The 16,149-nt window shown below is 42.8% G+C and carries 14 protein-coding genes; 11 read left to right on the top strand and 3 right to left on the bottom strand.

Features of this window, described 5'->3' with window-relative positions:
* The first annotated feature begins 9 nt into the window (after positions 1 to 9).
* From J2Z69_RS09490 to J2Z69_RS09480, 3 genes are read left to right on the top strand one after another with little or no spacing between them, the layout of a single operon-like run.
* The gene (locus J2Z69_RS09490) at positions 10 to 1,065 is read left to right on the top strand and encodes a FecCD family ABC transporter permease (RefSeq protein ID WP_209862615.1); all 1,056 of its coding nucleotides are present in this window, start codon (positions 10 to 12) and stop codon (positions 1,063 to 1,065) included.
* Positions 1,066 to 1,070: 5 nt separating this feature from the next.
* Positions 1,071 to 2,090, top strand: coding sequence for a FecCD family ABC transporter permease (locus tag J2Z69_RS09485; protein ID WP_209862611.1), 1,020 nt, complete (start codon positions 1,071 to 1,073; stop codon positions 2,088 to 2,090).
* 32 nt (positions 2,091 to 2,122) lie between these two features.
* A complete protein-coding gene (locus J2Z69_RS09480; RefSeq protein WP_209861495.1) occupies positions 2,123 to 3,835 on the top strand; it encodes an ABC transporter ATP-binding protein in 1,713 nt (570 codons plus the stop codon).
* A gap of 166 nt (positions 3,836 to 4,001) precedes the next feature.
* Here J2Z69_RS09480 and J2Z69_RS09475 read toward each other — a convergent pair whose 3' ends face one another.
* Complete coding sequence (locus J2Z69_RS09475) at positions 4,002 to 4,817, bottom strand: SDR family oxidoreductase (protein ID WP_209861493.1); 816 nt, start codon at positions 4,815 to 4,817, stop codon at positions 4,002 to 4,004.
* 120 nt (positions 4,818 to 4,937) lie between these two features.
* Between J2Z69_RS09475 and J2Z69_RS09470 the strand changes: the two genes are divergently transcribed.
* From J2Z69_RS09470 to pulA, 6 genes are all read left to right on the top strand, one after another.
* The gene (locus tag J2Z69_RS09470) at positions 4,938 to 5,531 is read left to right on the top strand and encodes a TetR/AcrR family transcriptional regulator (protein ID WP_209861491.1); all 594 of its coding nucleotides are present in this window, start codon (positions 4,938 to 4,940) and stop codon (positions 5,529 to 5,531) included.
* Between the two features lie 84 nt (positions 5,532 to 5,615).
* Complete coding sequence (locus J2Z69_RS09465; protein WP_209861489.1) at positions 5,616 to 6,398, top strand: TIGR00266 family protein; 783 nt, start codon at positions 5,616 to 5,618, stop codon at positions 6,396 to 6,398.
* A gap of 120 nt (positions 6,399 to 6,518) precedes the next feature.
* On the top strand, positions 6,519 to 8,549 hold the full coding sequence (locus tag J2Z69_RS09460) for a Na+/H+ antiporter (RefSeq protein ID WP_209861487.1): 2,031 nt from the start codon (positions 6,519 to 6,521) through the stop codon (positions 8,547 to 8,549).
* Positions 8,550 to 8,658: 109 nt separating this feature from the next.
* Positions 8,659 to 9,405 carry an RNA polymerase sigma factor gene (locus J2Z69_RS09455; protein ID WP_209861485.1) on the top strand — a complete coding sequence of 249 codons (747 nt, stop codon included), beginning with the start codon at positions 8,659 to 8,661 and terminating at the stop codon, positions 9,403 to 9,405.
* A gap of 33 nt (positions 9,406 to 9,438) precedes the next feature.
* Complete coding sequence (gene clpP / locus J2Z69_RS09450; protein ID WP_281069394.1) at positions 9,439 to 10,014, top strand: ATP-dependent Clp endopeptidase proteolytic subunit ClpP; 576 nt, start codon at positions 9,439 to 9,441, stop codon at positions 10,012 to 10,014.
* A gap of 101 nt (positions 10,015 to 10,115) precedes the next feature.
* Positions 10,116 to 12,065 carry a type I pullulanase gene (pulA, locus tag J2Z69_RS09445; protein ID WP_425355003.1) on the top strand — a complete coding sequence of 650 codons (1,950 nt, stop codon included), beginning with the start codon at positions 10,116 to 10,118 and terminating at the stop codon, positions 12,063 to 12,065.
* A 103-nt stretch (positions 12,066 to 12,168) separates the two neighbouring features.
* On the opposite strand, the gene J2Z69_RS09440 is transcribed toward pulA, so the two are convergent.
* The gene (locus J2Z69_RS09440; RefSeq protein WP_209861481.1) at positions 12,169 to 12,876 is read right to left on the bottom strand and encodes a metal-dependent hydrolase; all 708 of its coding nucleotides are present in this window, start codon (positions 12,874 to 12,876) and stop codon (positions 12,169 to 12,171) included.
* A gap of 99 nt (positions 12,877 to 12,975) precedes the next feature.
* On the opposite strand from J2Z69_RS09440, the gene J2Z69_RS09435 reads away from it, so the two are divergent.
* Positions 12,976 to 13,908 carry an MsnO8 family LLM class oxidoreductase gene (locus J2Z69_RS09435; RefSeq protein ID WP_209861479.1) on the top strand — a complete coding sequence of 311 codons (933 nt, stop codon included), beginning with the start codon at positions 12,976 to 12,978 and terminating at the stop codon, positions 13,906 to 13,908.
* A 3-nt stretch (positions 13,909 to 13,911) separates the two neighbouring features.
* Positions 13,912 to 14,481 carry a GNAT family N-acetyltransferase gene (locus J2Z69_RS09430; protein WP_209861478.1) on the top strand — a complete coding sequence of 190 codons (570 nt, stop codon included), beginning with the start codon at positions 13,912 to 13,914 and terminating at the stop codon, positions 14,479 to 14,481.
* A 29-nt stretch (positions 14,482 to 14,510) separates the two neighbouring features.
* Here J2Z69_RS09430 and J2Z69_RS09425 read toward each other — a convergent pair whose 3' ends face one another.
* Complete coding sequence (locus J2Z69_RS09425) at positions 14,511 to 15,605, bottom strand: hypothetical protein (protein WP_209861476.1); 1,095 nt, start codon at positions 15,603 to 15,605, stop codon at positions 14,511 to 14,513.
* Positions 15,606 to 16,149 lie beyond the last annotated feature (544 nt).

Raw genomic sequence — 16,149 nt, 5'->3', positions numbered from 1 at the left:
TACAAAGGGATGATGGTTATGTCAGCCTCCTCAACAGATTTCAAATCTTCAGTTCTCGATCAGCAGAGTAGGCCTCTAGCAGCCTTGATGATCCTTATCATGGGTAGCATAATTCTTCTACTGGCTGTAATTTTATCCATATTTGTAGGCTCAAGAGGAATTGCCATACGTACAGTGTGGGATGCCCTATTTCATTTTAATCCAAGCATTCAGCATCATCAGGTGATTTGGCAATTACGCATGCCAAGAGCATTGGCTGGGGTCATGGTAGGAGCTAGTCTAGCCGTAGCAGGAGCCATCATGCAAGGGATGACAAGGAATCCTATGGCGGATGCGGGTTTACTTGGCCTCAATGCCGGCGCTGGTCTGGCGTTAGCTGTTTGTTTTGCTCTGTTTCCTACCCTATCTAAGTCAGGAATTCTAATTGCAACCTTTATGGGGGCGGGTCTAGGAGCCTTTATCGTATATGGAGTGGGTTCACTTTCTAGAAATGGATTGAGCCCTGTTCGGCTTACTTTGTCTGGAGCCGCTGTCTCTGCATTATTCGTAGCCCTAAGTGAAGGAATTGCCTTATATTTTCATATTGGACAAGACTTGTCTTTCTGGTTATCAGGTGGCTTAGCGGGTACAAATTGGGCGCAAGTCTATGTCATGTTCCCTTGGGTAGTCGCAGCATTGGTCGGTTCATGCCTACTTGCTAGATCCATCACCATGTTAAGTCTCGGGGAAGAAGTAGCTTTAGGTCTCGGCATGCGATCTGGGTGGGTAAAAGTTGCCGCTATAATTGTGGTTCTCATTCTTGCAGGAGCTAGTGTATCTGCTGCGGGGATGGTAGTTTTTGTAGGGTTAGTGGTGCCTCACATTGTCCGTTTTCTTGTAGGTGTTGATTACCGCTGGATTATCCCCTGTTCTGCTGTAATGGGGGGACTGCTAATGGTGTTAGCTGATATTCTGGCAATTAGCTTAAATCCTATGCATGAGAATCCGGTGGGTGCTTTAATTTCATTGATCGGTGTTCCTTTCTTCCTCATTATGATCCGCAAGTCAGGGAGGGGAATGAAGTGAACCGAATGGATAGATCAAGTATAGAGCGGCGACGTCATCAACGAGGAATAATGGTCATGTTAAGCCTAACGTTATTCATCATCATTGTGTTTATAATCAGCATGAATATAGGACAGATTCGTCTGTCTCCCTCAGAAGTGTGGCAGACCCTGATAGGCGAAGGTACACGCAGACAGGGACTGATCTTGTTTGACTTTCGTTTGCCTCAGATCGTAATCTCCATAATGGTGGGAGCGGGACTTGCAGTATCGGGCTGTATTCTCCAAGGGATCATGCGTAACCCTCTTGCAGAGCCAGGCATACTTGGCATCAATGCTGGAGCAGGACTAGCGGTATTAATCTTCGTGTATTTCTACCCTTCCAGTGTGTTCGGTTCAGTATTTATGATGCCGCTTGTGGCATTGATTGGGGCTGGAGCCGCTGCTCTGCTTATTTTTGGTATCGCTCATAAGAAAGGGGAGGGGATTTCAGCCATTCGATTAGTGTTAAGCGGAATTGGTGTAGCAGCAGGAATTAATGCTTGCATGATTATTATCTCCCTTCGGTTAGATCCACAAAATTATCAATTGATCTACGTGTGGCTTGCAGGCAGCATAACCGGAACGAATTGGACATATGTACTTGCTTTTTTACCATGGATTGTATTGATATTCCCTTATGTTCTATATAAAGCCAAAGTAATGAATGTATTGAATTTAGGAGATGCCACCGCACTCGGTTTAGGAGCAGCTGTGTCCAAGGAAAGAACACGTTTGCTTGTAGCAGCAGTAGCTTTGGCAGGAGCCTGCGTTGCTGTGGGTGGAAGCATTGGATTTGTGGGGCTAATTGGACCGCATTTGGCTAGAAGATTAGTAGGACCTAGACATCAACTACTCCTACCGACTTCCATGTTATGTGGGGCACTTCTATTAATTGTGGCAGACACGATTACGAGAGGGATCTCTATAACAATACCGACAGGAATCATTGTAGCTATTATCGGGGCGCCTTATTTTCTATACCTGCTTGCTAAAAATCATGCCTAATACTACTGAATTCTCAGAAAAGAGTGATCGATTTGCTTCGCCGTTTCTTAAGCTATTACGCACCTTACAAAAAGTTATTTATCCTAGACTTTACTTGTGCGATCATTGCAGCACTGCTTGAACTAGGGTTCCCCATTGCTGTGAATCAGGTAGTAGACAAGCTGCTTCCTAGTGGGAACTGGAGATGGATCACGATTGCTTGTGTATCGCTGCTCTTTATTTACATTGTCAATTCCTTTCTACAATTTGTAGTGACTTATTGGGGGCATAAGCTGGGGATTAACATTGAGACGGATATGCGCAAAAAAATGTTCGATCATCTTCAAAAACTCTCCTTCCGTTTTTTTGATAATAACAAGACAGGTCATTTGTTATCCCGCTTCACGAACGACCTGTTCGAGATTGGTGAGATTGCTCACCATGGCCCAGAGGATCTATTTATTGCGATTATGACGTTAATCGGAGCATTTTTGCTCATGCTCTCTATTAATTGGAAGCTAGCGGTACTTACATTTATCATCGTTCCTTTCATAATCTTCTTAGCTTTATATTTCAATCGCAAGATGACCGGAGCTTTCCGCCGTATGTTTAATGACATTGCCGATTTCAATGCTCGCCTTGAAGACAATGTAGGTGGAATTCGTGTCGTTCAAGCTTTTGCAAATGAAGCGCATGAGAAGGAGCTTTTTGCTGATAACAATCTGCGGTTTCGGCGCACAAAGATTTTTTCGTATAAAATTATGGCATTTAACATATCGATCAGCTACATGCTGATGAGAATGGTAACTTTGTTTGTGCTGATTTGTGGGGCTTGGTTCGTGATTCAAGGCGAACTTACCAATGGGGAATTTATTGGGTTCCTTTTATTGTCCAATGTGTTCTTTCGCCCTATCGAGAAGATCAATGCCGTAATTGAGACCTACCCAAAAGGTATAGCAGGGTTCAAACGTTATGTAGAGATTATGGATACAGCTCCCGATGTGCAAGATTGTCCGGATGCTATAGAAGTGGATCACTTGAAAGGGGATATAACGTATCAGGCTGTAAGCTTTGGTTATGACAATCAAGAGAAGATTCTGGACAGAATTGATCTTCGTATTAAGTCTGGGGAGACCGTTGCTTTTGTGGGACCTTCAGGAGCAGGGAAGACAACGCTTTGTAGTTTGCTTCCGAGATTTTATGAGCCCACCTCAGGAATGATAACGATTGATGGAATAGACAGTAGACAGATGTCCTTAGCTTCCTTACGTAGGCAGATCGGTATTGTACAGCAAGATGTTTTCTTGTTCTCTGGTTCAATTAAGGAGAATATTCGCTATGGTTGTCTTACGGCCACGGATGAACAAATCTGGGAAGCGGCTCGTCATGCTAGACTAGAAGACTTCATTCGCTCGCAAGCGGAAGGAATGGATACGGTCATCGGTGAGCGGGGAGTGAAGCTTTCCGGTGGTCAGAAGCAGCGCCTGTCGATCGCTCGCATGTTCCTTAAGAATCCGCCAATTCTGATCTTGGATGAAGCTACGTCAGCGCTAGATACAGAGACAGAGGCAGCCATCCAGCAGTCTCTTGCTGAGTTATCGGAAGGAAGAACTACCTTAGTGATTGCTCATCGTTTAGCGACAATTAAAAATGCCGACCGCATTGTTGTGGTAACCCCAGAGGGGATTAGCGAGCAAGGAAGACATGATGAACTTGTGGCAGCAGGCGGAGTATACAGTCGTCTACATCAAGCTCAATTTTCGTGAGGATGGGCTGATTTCAGCTAATCATTATAAAATAGAGAACTATGAGTTCGCTAATCGAACCAACTCCGTTTCCTCTAAGGGAAACGGAGTTGGTTGTAAACATCTGGTGTAATCAAATTGCCCGGTAAGGCATGTCAAATTATCGCAAAAAAAAGCGAATGTTTAATTATTGCTTTAACTGTGCTAGTCGACGCATGCCAGCTGTCGTCCCGCCGTCCACGAGAAGGTCCGTACCGGTTATATAAGAAGCGCTGCTACTGCATAAGAATTGAACCGCTGAAGCAATCTCGTCTGCCTCACCTTCTCGGCCCAGTGGGGTATTAGCTAGTAACACTTTCATAGCTTCTTGTTTGGAAGCCTCTTGTCTTCCCATAGGAGTGTTAATCGTACCTGGAGAGAGAGACACAATTCGAGCGCCTTTCTGGCCCCAATCCCATGCTTGGTTTTCCACCATTAGCAGTACTCCTAGCTTAGAGAAAGCGTAGGCGGATTCAGAATTATGTGCAATCTGCCCCATTTGATGTAGGAACTCAGGTTCAAGTGGATGAGTGAGAATCGAGTTATACGCTTCATTACGCGGAATCATATGACCACCATTTGACGCGATACATACTGCAACGGTTTCTTGCGTAGCCAGCGGAAGAAATGCTTTAAGAATAAGAGCTGTACCTATAGAATTGACCTCTAAAATTCGGCGCGGATCGCCCATAGTTGGCGATAGTCCTGCTGTATGGATAATGGCTCCCAGTTCCCCAAGCTCTCCTGTTATAGTAGCCAGCTCATTCACCTGTTGTTCATCAGTAATATCTACTTTACGAGTTGTTACGGATGTGATCCCCTCAATTGCTAGTTCACTAATCGTTTGATTCAGACGTTCTTCGTTAACATCAACCAGCAATAAATGACCTTGATGACCGAAGCGACGAGCAATCGCTTTCCCCATGCCACCTGTACCGCCTGTAATCACATATACTTTATTCATATTTTTTGCCTCCAAAGATGATTTTGTGTAAAATATATTGGATCTATCCTAAGCATAAGACCGTTTATATACGTAATCAATTTACAATTGGAATGGAAATGTCCATTTCGTCGGAAATGAATGGGGGTTACGGTTATAGTAGAGAAGAATGCAATTTCGGCTCGATGGCTTATTATAGAGGCATTAATGAAACTTTTGGTCGGCAGCTCCTTCGATACAATAACTGTAGGAGCTATTGTTCGAAAAGCTGGGGTTAGCCGCTCGTCATTCTATGTACATTTCCTTGATAAGTTTGATTTGATGGAGCAGCTTACAACTAAAATACTTGGTGAGCTTGAAGATCATTATGAGACGACGCACTGGAATGATGAAAATATACAGCTCCTGAGGACCAGTTGTAATAACAAAGTCCCGTTGCCAACTACAGTCGTCATTCTTGAACATATACGTAAGTACGAATATTTCTACCGAGATCGCTACCGTGAACCTGCATTTGTGGTCCGACTTTCCGAACTACTTGGCTCACACCTTAAGATTTTCAAAGATGAGACCTTTGCGATTTTTTTAGCTTACGGTACGGTCGGATATATTGGACGATGGCTAAGCGAGGGATTAAAGTCCCCCGTCAACGAATTGGCGCTACGTCTGACTAATGTGGCTAGACTATCCTTGCAACATGTTTGGTTGGAAGAGCCATTTGTCGAGTTGGAATAAAGGTAGATGAAACGTTAGATTTGTTGGATACGTATGAAGAAGATATATTAGTTCATTCTATTTTAACGAGAGAAGGTCGAATTCATGAGTGCACACGAGATTGATTATCGTATATTGGGAGAAGAAATGCAGTGTGTGGAAATTCAGCTTGATTCTGGCGAAAGTGTTGTAGCAGAAGCGGGCAGTTTCATGATGATGGATCAGGATATTCATATGGAGACTGTATTCGGGGATGGAGCGAACCGTGGCGGAGGCATGGTGGGCAAGCTTATGGGGGCAGGCAAGCGTCTAATTACAGGTGAGAGTCTCTTTATGACGATATTCACGAATGAAGGCAGAGGGCGTCAGAATGTTATGTTTGCGGCACCCTATCCGGGTAAAATTATACCTTTGGACTTAGCGCAATACGGCGGCAAAATTGTTTGCCAGAAAGATGCTTTCCTTTGTTCTGCAAAAGGAAATTCAATTGGTATTGAGTTTCAACGTAAATTAGGGGTGGGCTTTTTCGGTGGTGAAGGTTTCATTATGCAAAAAATTGAAGGAGATGGCCTCGCATTTGTTCATTCCGGAGGACTTGTGTTGGAGAGAACACTTGCACCTGGCGAGGTTCTTCGTCTAGATACAGGGTGTCTCGTAGCTATGACAGCAGGCGTGGATTATGACATTGAATTTGTAAAAGGCGTCAAGACAGCTATCTTTGGCGGTGAAGGTTTGTTTTTTGCTACATTACGAGGCCCAGGTAAAGTATGGGTGCAGTCCTTACCTTTCAGTCGTCTTGCGGATCGGGTGATGTCTGCGGCAAGATCCGGGGGGAGCAAAGAAGAAGGCAGTATCCTTGGTGGGCTAGGAAATCTGTTTGAACGATAAGTCATTGTCTATACTTGCGGCCATCAGCATAGTTGATGGCTTTTTTTGATACATAGGCGTATTCAAGCCGCGAAGAGGTTAGTATATTTATTATGACGTTGGAAAGGGTGTTCACATCACGTGGAAATATTCCTCATTGTGCTTGTTTTATTGGCCGTAATCGGTTTGTCAAATATCGTGAACCGTTTTCTTCCTTTTGTTCCAGTACCGGTTATTCAGATCGGTCTTGGCGTAATTGTAGCCATTGTTCCATCAGGCATACATCTCCCTTTGAGCCCGGAGGTGTTTTTCGTATTATTTATTGCTCCGTTGTTATTCAATGATGGCAAAAATACACCTAGAGATGAGTTGTGGACTCTTCGAGCACCCATACTTTTGTTAGCTTTAGGCTTAGTGTTCATCACCGTGCTTGTAGCAGGATACTTTATCCACTGGCTTATCCCATCCATACCTCTACCCGCTGCCTTTGCACTTGCGGCTATCTTATCTCCCACTGATGCGGTTGCTGTAAGCTCGTTAGCTGGAAGAGTAAGACTCCCCAAAGAAATAATGCGTCTACTTGAAGGGGAAGCTTTAATGAACGATGCATCAGGACTTGTTGCATTTAAATTTGCAATTGCAGCCGCGGTTACGGGTTACTTCTCTCTGGCAGAAGCTTCGCTTAGTTTTATTTTTATTGCCGTAGGCGGGTTAGTAATGGGAGCGTTATTATCGTTCTTCATTATCGGGTTTAGAGTGTTCATCCGTAGATTAGGGATGGAAGATATAACTATGCATATGTTAATTCAAATTCTCACCCCTTTTGTCCTCTATCTCGCCGCGGAAGAATTAGGGCTCTCAGGAATTTTAGCCGTAGTTGCCGGGGGCATTGTACACGCCATTGAGCGTGACCGGGCAGAAGCTTCTACAGTGAAGCTGCAAGTCGTATCAGGAAGTACGTGGTCTGTTATTTTATTTTTACTGAATGGATTAGTGTTTGTCATTCTAGGCTTGCAGCTTCCTGCTGTAGGTGGGGTCATCTGGAATGATAATGCGTTTGTGAACGGGCAGGTTATCGGATATATCTTGCTAATCTTTGTCCTATTAATTTTCTTGCGCTTTACATGGGTGTTCTTATTTTGGGGGAAAGGCAAAAACACTGCTGACTTCAGCGATTTTAATCTACGCCTACGCTCATCTTTGCTAATTACATTCTCAGGTGTAAGAGGAGCCGTTACGTTAGCAGGGGCTTTTTCCATTCCTTTTGTATTGCAAGATGGTTCGCCATTCCCACAGCGAGACTTGATTATTTTTGTAGCTGCGGGGGTGATATTAATATCATTAGTTGCGGCAAGTATATTTCTGCCTCTCCTGTCTCGAAATCCAGAGCACAAGAACGATACCTTAGACGAAGACCACTTGGAACGTGAGATAAGAATTAAGTTGATGAAGGCAGCCATGCAGGCAATCAGACAACAAATAGATGATACTAACGAAGTTGCTGCGCGCGAAGTCATCAATGAATATGGGCGGGAGATCACTCGGCTAGAATTCGAAGCTTCTTCTCAGCGGATGGAAGATATACGTTGTTCAGAGAAACAAATTAGATTAATTAGCCTTGAAGCCGAACGTCAAGAAATTAAAACCATGATCAAGCAAAAAGAAATTCAGGCCCATATTGCAGACCCGTTGCTTGAATTAATTGATCAAAGAGAATATATTCTCACACAGAAATTAAAGCTGAAAATTATATTTGAAGTCATTCGTTTACGGCGAATGTTCGTGAAAGCATTTGCGAAGCAGAATGAAAATGCAGATCATGTTCAGTACCTCACTGCGTTAAGGGCCGCCAAACAACGTACGTTAGAAGCTGCCATTGCTGCCATTCGGGAACATATTACGGATAATAATCGCACGCTTTCCCTAAGCGTCATTTCACATCATCGAGAGATGATTGCAAGCCTTCATGGCGATTATCAAGAAGTGAAAGCTGGCGAGGATTTTGGAAAAGACAAAAAAGCGTTGCAACTTTTAGCTATACAAGCTGAGCGAGATGAGGTACAGCGTTTATTTGAACAGGGGGAAGTGTCGAGAAGTCTTGCCAATAAGTTGAGACAATTCATTAACTATATGGAGACTGTTTCTCTAGAGGAAGAAGATGCGGCTCACTAACGTCTCATTAAAATCTCACTAATAATTTCGGGCATTAATATATAGATAGCGTATCTTTTCTGCATACCCATTCGTTATTTTTAGGAGCTGACAGGAAAGGAAGAAGATCATGGTAATGGAGAAAAGAGATCATCTGACGTATACGCTTGATGCGCAGAGCTTAGAGGCGGCCATGTCATTCCTAAAAAGATACTGTGTGCGTTTGACGGGTTCGATTTGGGAGGCGGAGGATTTAGTTCAAGATACGTTAATAAAAGCACTACCCTTAGTTTCAGGTGAAATGAATCACATGAATCCCTACGCTTATCTATGTACTGTTGCTCGTAATCAATGGTTAGATCAGGTAAGAAGACAAGGGAAATTAGACCGAATTTTAGCAGAGATGATGGAGACTATGAATCAACCTAACTTGTATGCTAAAGAATCTTTGGAACTTGAGCAGGCTATCCAATGTGTACTTGTGTATCTATCTCCCTTGCAACGATGTGTTTTTTTATTGCGGGACGTCATGGTCTTCTCCAGTTCTGAAGTAGCTCACCAACTCAATATGACAGAAGGTGCGGTCAAATCGGCGTTGCATAGGGCAAGAAGGGCACTTCAAGATGTTCGCACAACCATGGTTTTCGATCAAGTAGCGCACCATCATGAACTAAATGTGCAAGTTCATCAATATATGGGCGCATTAGATCGTGGAGATGTGCAAAAACTAATCGAACTCATGCATAATGAGTGTGATGTTTCCGTTCTTAGAATTGAAGCGATTCGTCTTGAACAAGTAGGAAAAGTGCGGGCTACACGAAAAGCACAAACAGTTCGAGCTTCTGTCACTAGGTTACTTAATGTCTATGCCGCTTGATGCGCCTTCTGTCTTTCGAAGGAGAGAATTGCAATGAGTATGATTCCTTATGTAGTAGAGCAGACCAGCCGAGGTGAACGGAGCTATGATATTTATTCGCGGCTTCTTAAAGATCGTATTATTATGGTCAATGGCGAGATTGAAGATAAAATGTCAGAGCTTATAGTAGCCCAGCTTTTATTTTTAACAGCAGAGGATTCTGAGAAGGACATCCAGATGTACATTAATAGTCCGGGGGGTTCCGTAACTGCGGGTTTCGCCATATATGATACTATGCAGTTCATTAAGCCGGATGTATCCACGATCTGTATGGGATTTGCTGCAAGTTTTGGAGCAATGTTGCTTACGGGAGGGGCACCTGGTAAAAGATATGCCTTGCCTAATAGTGAAATGATGATCCACCAACCCCTTGGTGGAGCAAAAGGGCAGGCATCTGATATTTTAATCCATGCGGACTGGATTCGAAAAACCAGGGAGAAAATCAATCGCATATTATCAGCACATACGAACCAACCTATCGAAAAAGTCGAGAGTGACACGGAACGTGACTACTTTTTAGATGCCGAAGCTGCTAAGAATTATGGTCTAATTGATCGAATTCTTAGTTAACTCTTGGACAAAGGAATCGACTCCTTTATAATAAAATCACATGGTGCATCATATATGCTAAATTGATTTTCAAACTTTCGGGGAGTGAGACTGCTTTGTCTGTGCAGCTGGAGAGAAATATTCATATAGATTACGGAGATCCTGCAACTACAGGGGGGATCTCAATTTTCGAACCGGAATTTGACCAGAAGTATGTATATGCCGGAGATGATTTGGGATGTCGCTATACTTCGGAACGTGCCTTTTTTCGAGTATGGGCCCCTACATCAAGCGAAGTACTGCTAATTCTGTATCGTAGTTGGAATGGGAAGTCCGAACAGATGATTCCCATGCATGAAGACGTGCATGGAACATGGACGTTATCTGTACAGCGCGATTTGAAAGGCTACTTATATACGTATTTAGTTCGTATCGGTGAACAGTGGAACGAAGCCGTAGATCCCTATGCCCGAGCAGTAGGTTTGAATGGGGATCGTGGAGCGATAGTTGATATGCAAAGTACGAACCCAGAACGATGGAATGAAGATAAACCTGTCTTCCAAAAACCAACAGATGCAATTATCTATGAACTTCATATAAGGGATTTATCGATTCATCCAGAGAGCGGGATGGAGCATAAAGGCAAATTCAAAGCTTTTACAGAGATAGGGACTACAGGCCCTCAAGGTATCAAAACAGGCATCGACCATGTGGTGGACTTAGGAGTCACCCATGTTCAACTACTGCCCATATTCGATTACTCCACGTTAAGTGTGGACGAGGCGCGTCTAGACCAACCTCAATTCAATTGGGGCTATGATCCCAAAAATTATAATGTACCCGAAGGTTCATATTCCTCGGACCCATACACACCTGAGACGAGGATCAGAGAACTCAAAGAGCTGATTCAATCTTTACATGATCGAGGCCTTCGCGTAATTATGGATGTGGTCTACAACCATGTCTATGATGGTTTTGTTGTGAATTTCACCAAGCTTGTTCCAGGTTACTATTTGAGATATCAGTCGAATGGTACTTTCTCCAACGGTTCAGGTTGCGGGAATGACGTAGCTTCTGAACGTCCCATGATGTCTAAATTCATTGTGGATTCTATTCTATATTGGGTCCATGAATACCATATGGACGGTTTTAGATTCGATTTGATGGGCCTTTTGGATGTGGGAACGATGCAAGAAATCCGTAGAAGATTGGATGAAATAGATCCAACGATCTTAACTATTGGTGAAGGTTGGATAATGGAGACGGAATTGCCTTATCACTTAAGAGCCAACCAACTACAGTCGAATCAGCTGTCAGGCTTCGGATTTTTTAACGATGTCATGCGGGATGCATTACGTGGATCGTTGTTTAATCCTCGCGATCGCGGATTTATCAGCGGAGGAGATTATCGTGAACAAGGTATTAGGCAAGGGGTAGTAGCCTGCGTTCCTTATAGCTGGGATATCTCTGGATTTGCTACTGAACCTTCCCAGACTGTGAATTATACAGAGTGCCATGATAATCATACGCTGTGGGACAAAATCACATTATCTGTAGACTGGGAACAAGGTGGAACTAGACGCCAAATGCATAGGCTTGCAACCTCGATTGTTTTAACGAGTCAGGGTATTGCATTTCTTCATGCAGGACAGGAGTTCTATCGTACGAAAATTGGGTTTGAGAACAGTTATAATATGCCAGATGAAGTGAATCGATTGGATTGGGAGCGCTGTGCAGAACATGCTGATGATGTACGGAATTATCGTGAGTTGATTGCTTTACGGCGCAATCATCCTGCTTTCAGACTAGGTACAGCGGATGAAATTCGCAGACATCTTCATTTTGAAGAATGCCTTCCAGGAACGGTAGCTTATACATTGAGAGATCATGCGGGCGGGGAAGAGAATAAGCATTTATACGTGATGTATAGCCATCGGCGAGATCATTTTACGTTAACCCTCCCTCAGCTTGGGGAATGGAACATGCTTTATAGCAATACCGAATTCCAACGTCTAGATCATGATAAATTAGCGGTTGAAGGCATAGGAATGGTTGTATTATGTGTAAAGTAATAAATTTTGTGTTGTATGTAAAATATAATTAACCACCCACAAAAGAAGGTGCCTACATAGGCACCTTCTTTTGTGGGTTAGAACAAGTCAAGCATTACATATCTTATCGAGAGCTTGATTTGATTAGATCTAGATCTAGAACGTCACCCGGAGCTAGTGCATGACCTTGGATACCTAGTGGGGCAAGCTTTTCAACATAATCCTTCCCGTCTTGCTCGATTACCGGGAATGTATTGTAATGAATGGGAATGACATGCTTTGCTCCAATCCACTCTGCCGCAATTAGAGCATCTTCAGGTCCCATCGTAAAATGATCACCAATAGGTATGAGCGCAAGGTCAATCGGTGTGTGCATGCCCACTAGTTTTAGATCACTGAACAAAGCAGTATCGCCTGCATGATAGAGCGTGAAATGCTCCAATTTTAGAACAATGCCAGCTGCAACGCCTAGATAGAGATTGTTGCCGTCAATGTTCAGAGATGAAGAATGCAGAGCGGGTGTGAACTTTAATGTGCCAAATGTAAATGTATACGATCCGCCAAGATTCATTCCAATCGTTTTAATTCCTTTTGCCTCATAATAATTAGCTAGTTCAACAATAGCTACAATAGTAGCTCCTGTGCGTCTTGCAATCTGCTCAGCATCCCCAACGTGGTCACCATGACCATGTGTAAGAAAAATGTAATCCACATCGAGATGCTCTCCGTTAGTAGCGGCCGCTGGATTCCCAGTGAGGTAAGGGTCAATGATAATACGAGTATCACCCATTTCTAGATAGGTTGCAGAATGTCCTAAAAAAGTTAACTTCATAATTGCACCTCTTTTTTGGTTAAAGATAGTTTTGTGAGTATACTACTAAGATAACCAATTATAGCTTTAGACCATCACGAGTTTAGAGGAGAAAAACATATGAACGGGATTCTTTTGAGTGTGTTAGATCTCGTACCTAGATACGAAGAAGTATCTCCATCTAAGGCGCTATATAAAGCTGTAGAGTTAGCCGAACGTGCTGAGGAATATGGATACCATCGTTATTGGGTAGCGGAGCATCACGATATGGAGAATTTATGTAGTCCGTCGCCAGAAATATTGTTGTCCCATATTGGTGCGAAGACCCGCTCTATCCGTCTTGGATCAGGGGCCTTATTGTTGCCTCACTACAGCCCTCTTAAAGTAGTGGAAACTTACCATATGCTCTCATGTCTATATCCGAATCGCATGGATTTAGGGATAGGACGAGCTCCTGGAGGTTCCGCGCATGCGGCTATGGCTTTAAGTGGTAATTTCCTTCAAGAGGTCGAGAACCTGCCAAATAAAATTAAGGATGTACTAGACCTTCTCCACAATCAGTATAACTATGATGAAACTCAGGTTATAGCTCGTCCCCTACCTTCTTATCGTCCAGAGCTATGGTTGCTGGGAACAAACAAGAAAAGCGCGGATTATGCAGCAGACTTCGGTACAGGTTATGTTTTTGGTCATTTCATGAGTGAAGATAACGGGTTAGAAGTCATACAGGGCTACAGGACCCGATTTAGTTTGGTCAATTCTTTGATTACTGCCTCTCAGGTTATCGTCGCTGTAAGTGTTATTATAGGAAACACAGAAGATGAAGCATGGGGGTGGGCGTCGTCTGCACAACATCATTTCAAAGGCAGAAGTATTGTGGGAACTCAGAATCAAGTTATTCAAGTACTTATCGATTTGCAAAAGGAATATCAAAATGAAGAATTCATTATTGTCTGCCCCATTCCGTCTTATGAAGAACGTATTTTAACCTACGAACGTCTCGCTAAAGGATGGGCTGATGCAGAACAAAACAATATTAAAGGAGTGCAATAAATAATGATTCGTCTTTCAACTCAGAATGAAGATCCCCTTCATATCACACAGATTGCTGAATTAATTTATATTATCCTCAGAGATATGGAATTAGAGATCGTCGGGCAGTTCCCTAAAGAGAAGGTTCTTGATTTTTTGCGGCATCTCTTCGTGCAAGGTGGCAACCGTTTCAGTTATCATAATATTGTTCTTTCTGAACTCAAGAATACTGTTGCAGGAATTGCGGTTGTCTACAAGCATGATGATGCTGCTGCATTTGACAAGCAGCTTGAATTACAAATGATGAATTTTTTTGAAATAGATACTATTCATATTGAGCCAGAGACGATGGTGGAAGAATTTTACCTAGACTCTTTAGTAGTGAACGAGAGTTATCGGGGACAAGGAATTGGTGGAGAATTACTGCGAGCTGTTGAGGAGCTGGCTATACTAGAGGGATACCATCAACTCTCATTGAATGTGGAGACGGATAATATCCCTGCACAGCGGTTGTACTATAAAATGGGGTTTATCGACACACAAGTCATACATTTATATGAACATGACTATAACCATCTAGTTAAGCAAGTATAATATTCAGTACTACAAGACAGATTGATGGACTACTGTATTTTCTTATGAGGGAATGTCTTTTTCCAGGGATGACATCGTGCTTTTTGAACACGTATCTTCTGGATTTCTGATGTACTTAGAGGCTGTGTATATAGCCTTTTTTCTTTGCCTAACATGTGTGGGGTTTTTACAGTGCCAGCTCCTTTGGGGAGTGCCGTACGAGTGCCGAATACCTGCATGAACCATTCTACGGGATATGCAATAGATAACTTGCCATCGGATGATCCAGCAAAATTGACTGCAGCGGCATAATGATCAGAAGTGAGCCAGACGGAGCCTGAATCACCAGGTAGAGAGACGGGTGTTTTACTTTTAATAACGGTCTGATTTTTAAATACGGCGAAGCTAAGACGCGCATATCCAAAATAAGATACGGCAGTATCGGTATGAATAGAGTGAACCTTGCCTGTGACTAAGCCGCTAGTTCTGCCCACTTTTTTGAACGTGTCGCCTATACGGTAACTACTGACATGTCCGGGGACACATCCTACTTTAGCGTATTTTGGAGCGAGAAGAGACGCTGTTAGCGGTTTGGATAGCGCAGCATCCAGATAGTTAGTTTGGTTATCCTGCAGTTGAATGAATTTATTCAGTTTTCCAATACGATCTTTTTTGAGGGTTCCACCGTCTGCACCCCCAGGCTGAAGAGTAGGAGAGAAGGCTGCTGAGTTTGTTGCATTCAATACATGATTATTGCTTAGTACAAAATGGCCTCCATGCTTAACATCTGTAACTATTAATCCTGCTGTACCAGAAGATTTAGCGGTTCCGATACTATAGCCTGCAATAAGGGGACGAACCTTCTTTTGATAGGGCTGAGCCTTAGAGGCGCTGTGACAGCAGAATTTAGGACAATGATGTATATGCACAGGGACACGAATACGCCTTCCATGTTTTCTATAGATCATACTGGACTTAGAACGTGTAGAGACCACAACTTTATCCGTGTATATAATGATAGCTGCTCCAGCTTTTAAATTTCCAATTTGATTCATGCCTACCCCAATTCCATGTATTCCCGGTTTTTTGAGCATTGATTTGGAGATTTGCTCCTTCAGAGCAAAGGCGGATGCAAAGCTAGCCATAAATTTCACCTCTTATAATTTGTTTTCACATTGTATGTATATATGCAGTAAACGGATATAGTTTAAAGGGTGGTGTGCATGGATGGAGAACAACTTGAAACTACTCCTAAGCAAAGGTTCAGAAGTGTAATTCTAAATGGTGTGTTTAGGTTGAATTCAGCTTTGTTGAGTGAATTCCAAATTCATTGTTTGGCTGAAATTAGAATTCTGATTTTTTGTGACGATAGGCCGCTCTCAGAAGGAGTTTTTTATCAGGATCCTTACATTGTGTTCATAAGTGTTCATAAATTTAAAATCGCATCGAAATCAATTTAATTTATCTGTAGAATTAGTATTGACTTTGATCTTCTTCAGATGGTATATTAATTGTCCGGTCATCAACTTGTCCTTCTGGAAATGAAACATCGGAATGACACAAGTGAATATCAGAATGAAATAAGCAAAACTTTCTGAAAAAAAGTGCTTGCAATTGAGTGACCAACATGATATATTATAAGAGTTGCTGCTGAGACATCGAAAGAGACGCAAAGCGGCGCTGTATAAG

This window comes from Paenibacillus shirakamiensis, assembly GCF_017874255.1.
Classification (GTDB): Bacteria; Bacillota; Bacilli; order Paenibacillales; family Paenibacillaceae; genus Fontibacillus; species Fontibacillus shirakamiensis.
Note: the sequence above shows the minus strand (reverse complement) of the source record. Positions and strands in the feature narration are given on the sequence as shown.

What these genes read in the sequence shown, in the direction of transcription:
- J2Z69_RS09430 (WP_209861478.1), top strand. Translation starts at nt 13,912, where the DNA reads ATGATTCGTCTTTCAACTCAGAATGAAGATCCCCTTCATATCACACAG.
- J2Z69_RS09455 (WP_209861485.1), top strand. Translation starts at nt 8,659, where the DNA reads ATGGTAATGGAGAAAAGAGATCATCTGACGTATACGCTTGATGCGCAG.
- J2Z69_RS09435 (WP_209861479.1), top strand. Translation starts at nt 12,976, where the DNA reads ATGAACGGGATTCTTTTGAGTGTGTTAGATCTCGTACCTAGATACGAA.
- J2Z69_RS09485 (WP_209862611.1), top strand. Translation starts at nt 1,071, where the DNA reads ATGGATAGATCAAGTATAGAGCGGCGACGTCATCAACGAGGAATAATG.
- J2Z69_RS09465 (WP_209861489.1), top strand. Translation starts at nt 5,616, where the DNA reads ATGAGTGCACACGAGATTGATTATCGTATATTGGGAGAAGAAATGCAG.
- J2Z69_RS09440 (WP_209861481.1), bottom strand. Translation starts at nt 12,876, where the DNA reads ATGAAGTTAACTTTTTTAGGACATTCTGCAACCTATCTAGAAATGGGT.
- J2Z69_RS09475 (WP_209861493.1), bottom strand. Translation starts at nt 4,817, where the DNA reads ATGAATAAAGTATATGTGATTACAGGCGGTACAGGTGGCATGGGGAAA.
- J2Z69_RS09425 (WP_209861476.1), bottom strand. Translation starts at nt 15,605, where the DNA reads ATGGCTAGCTTTGCATCCGCCTTTGCTCTGAAGGAGCAAATCTCCAAA.
- clpP (WP_281069394.1), top strand. Translation starts at nt 9,439, where the DNA reads ATGAGTATGATTCCTTATGTAGTAGAGCAGACCAGCCGAGGTGAACGG.
- J2Z69_RS09490 (WP_209862615.1), top strand. Translation starts at nt 10, where the DNA reads ATGATGGTTATGTCAGCCTCCTCAACAGATTTCAAATCTTCAGTTCTC.
- J2Z69_RS09470 (WP_209861491.1), top strand. Translation starts at nt 4,938, where the DNA reads ATGGGGGTTACGGTTATAGTAGAGAAGAATGCAATTTCGGCTCGATGG.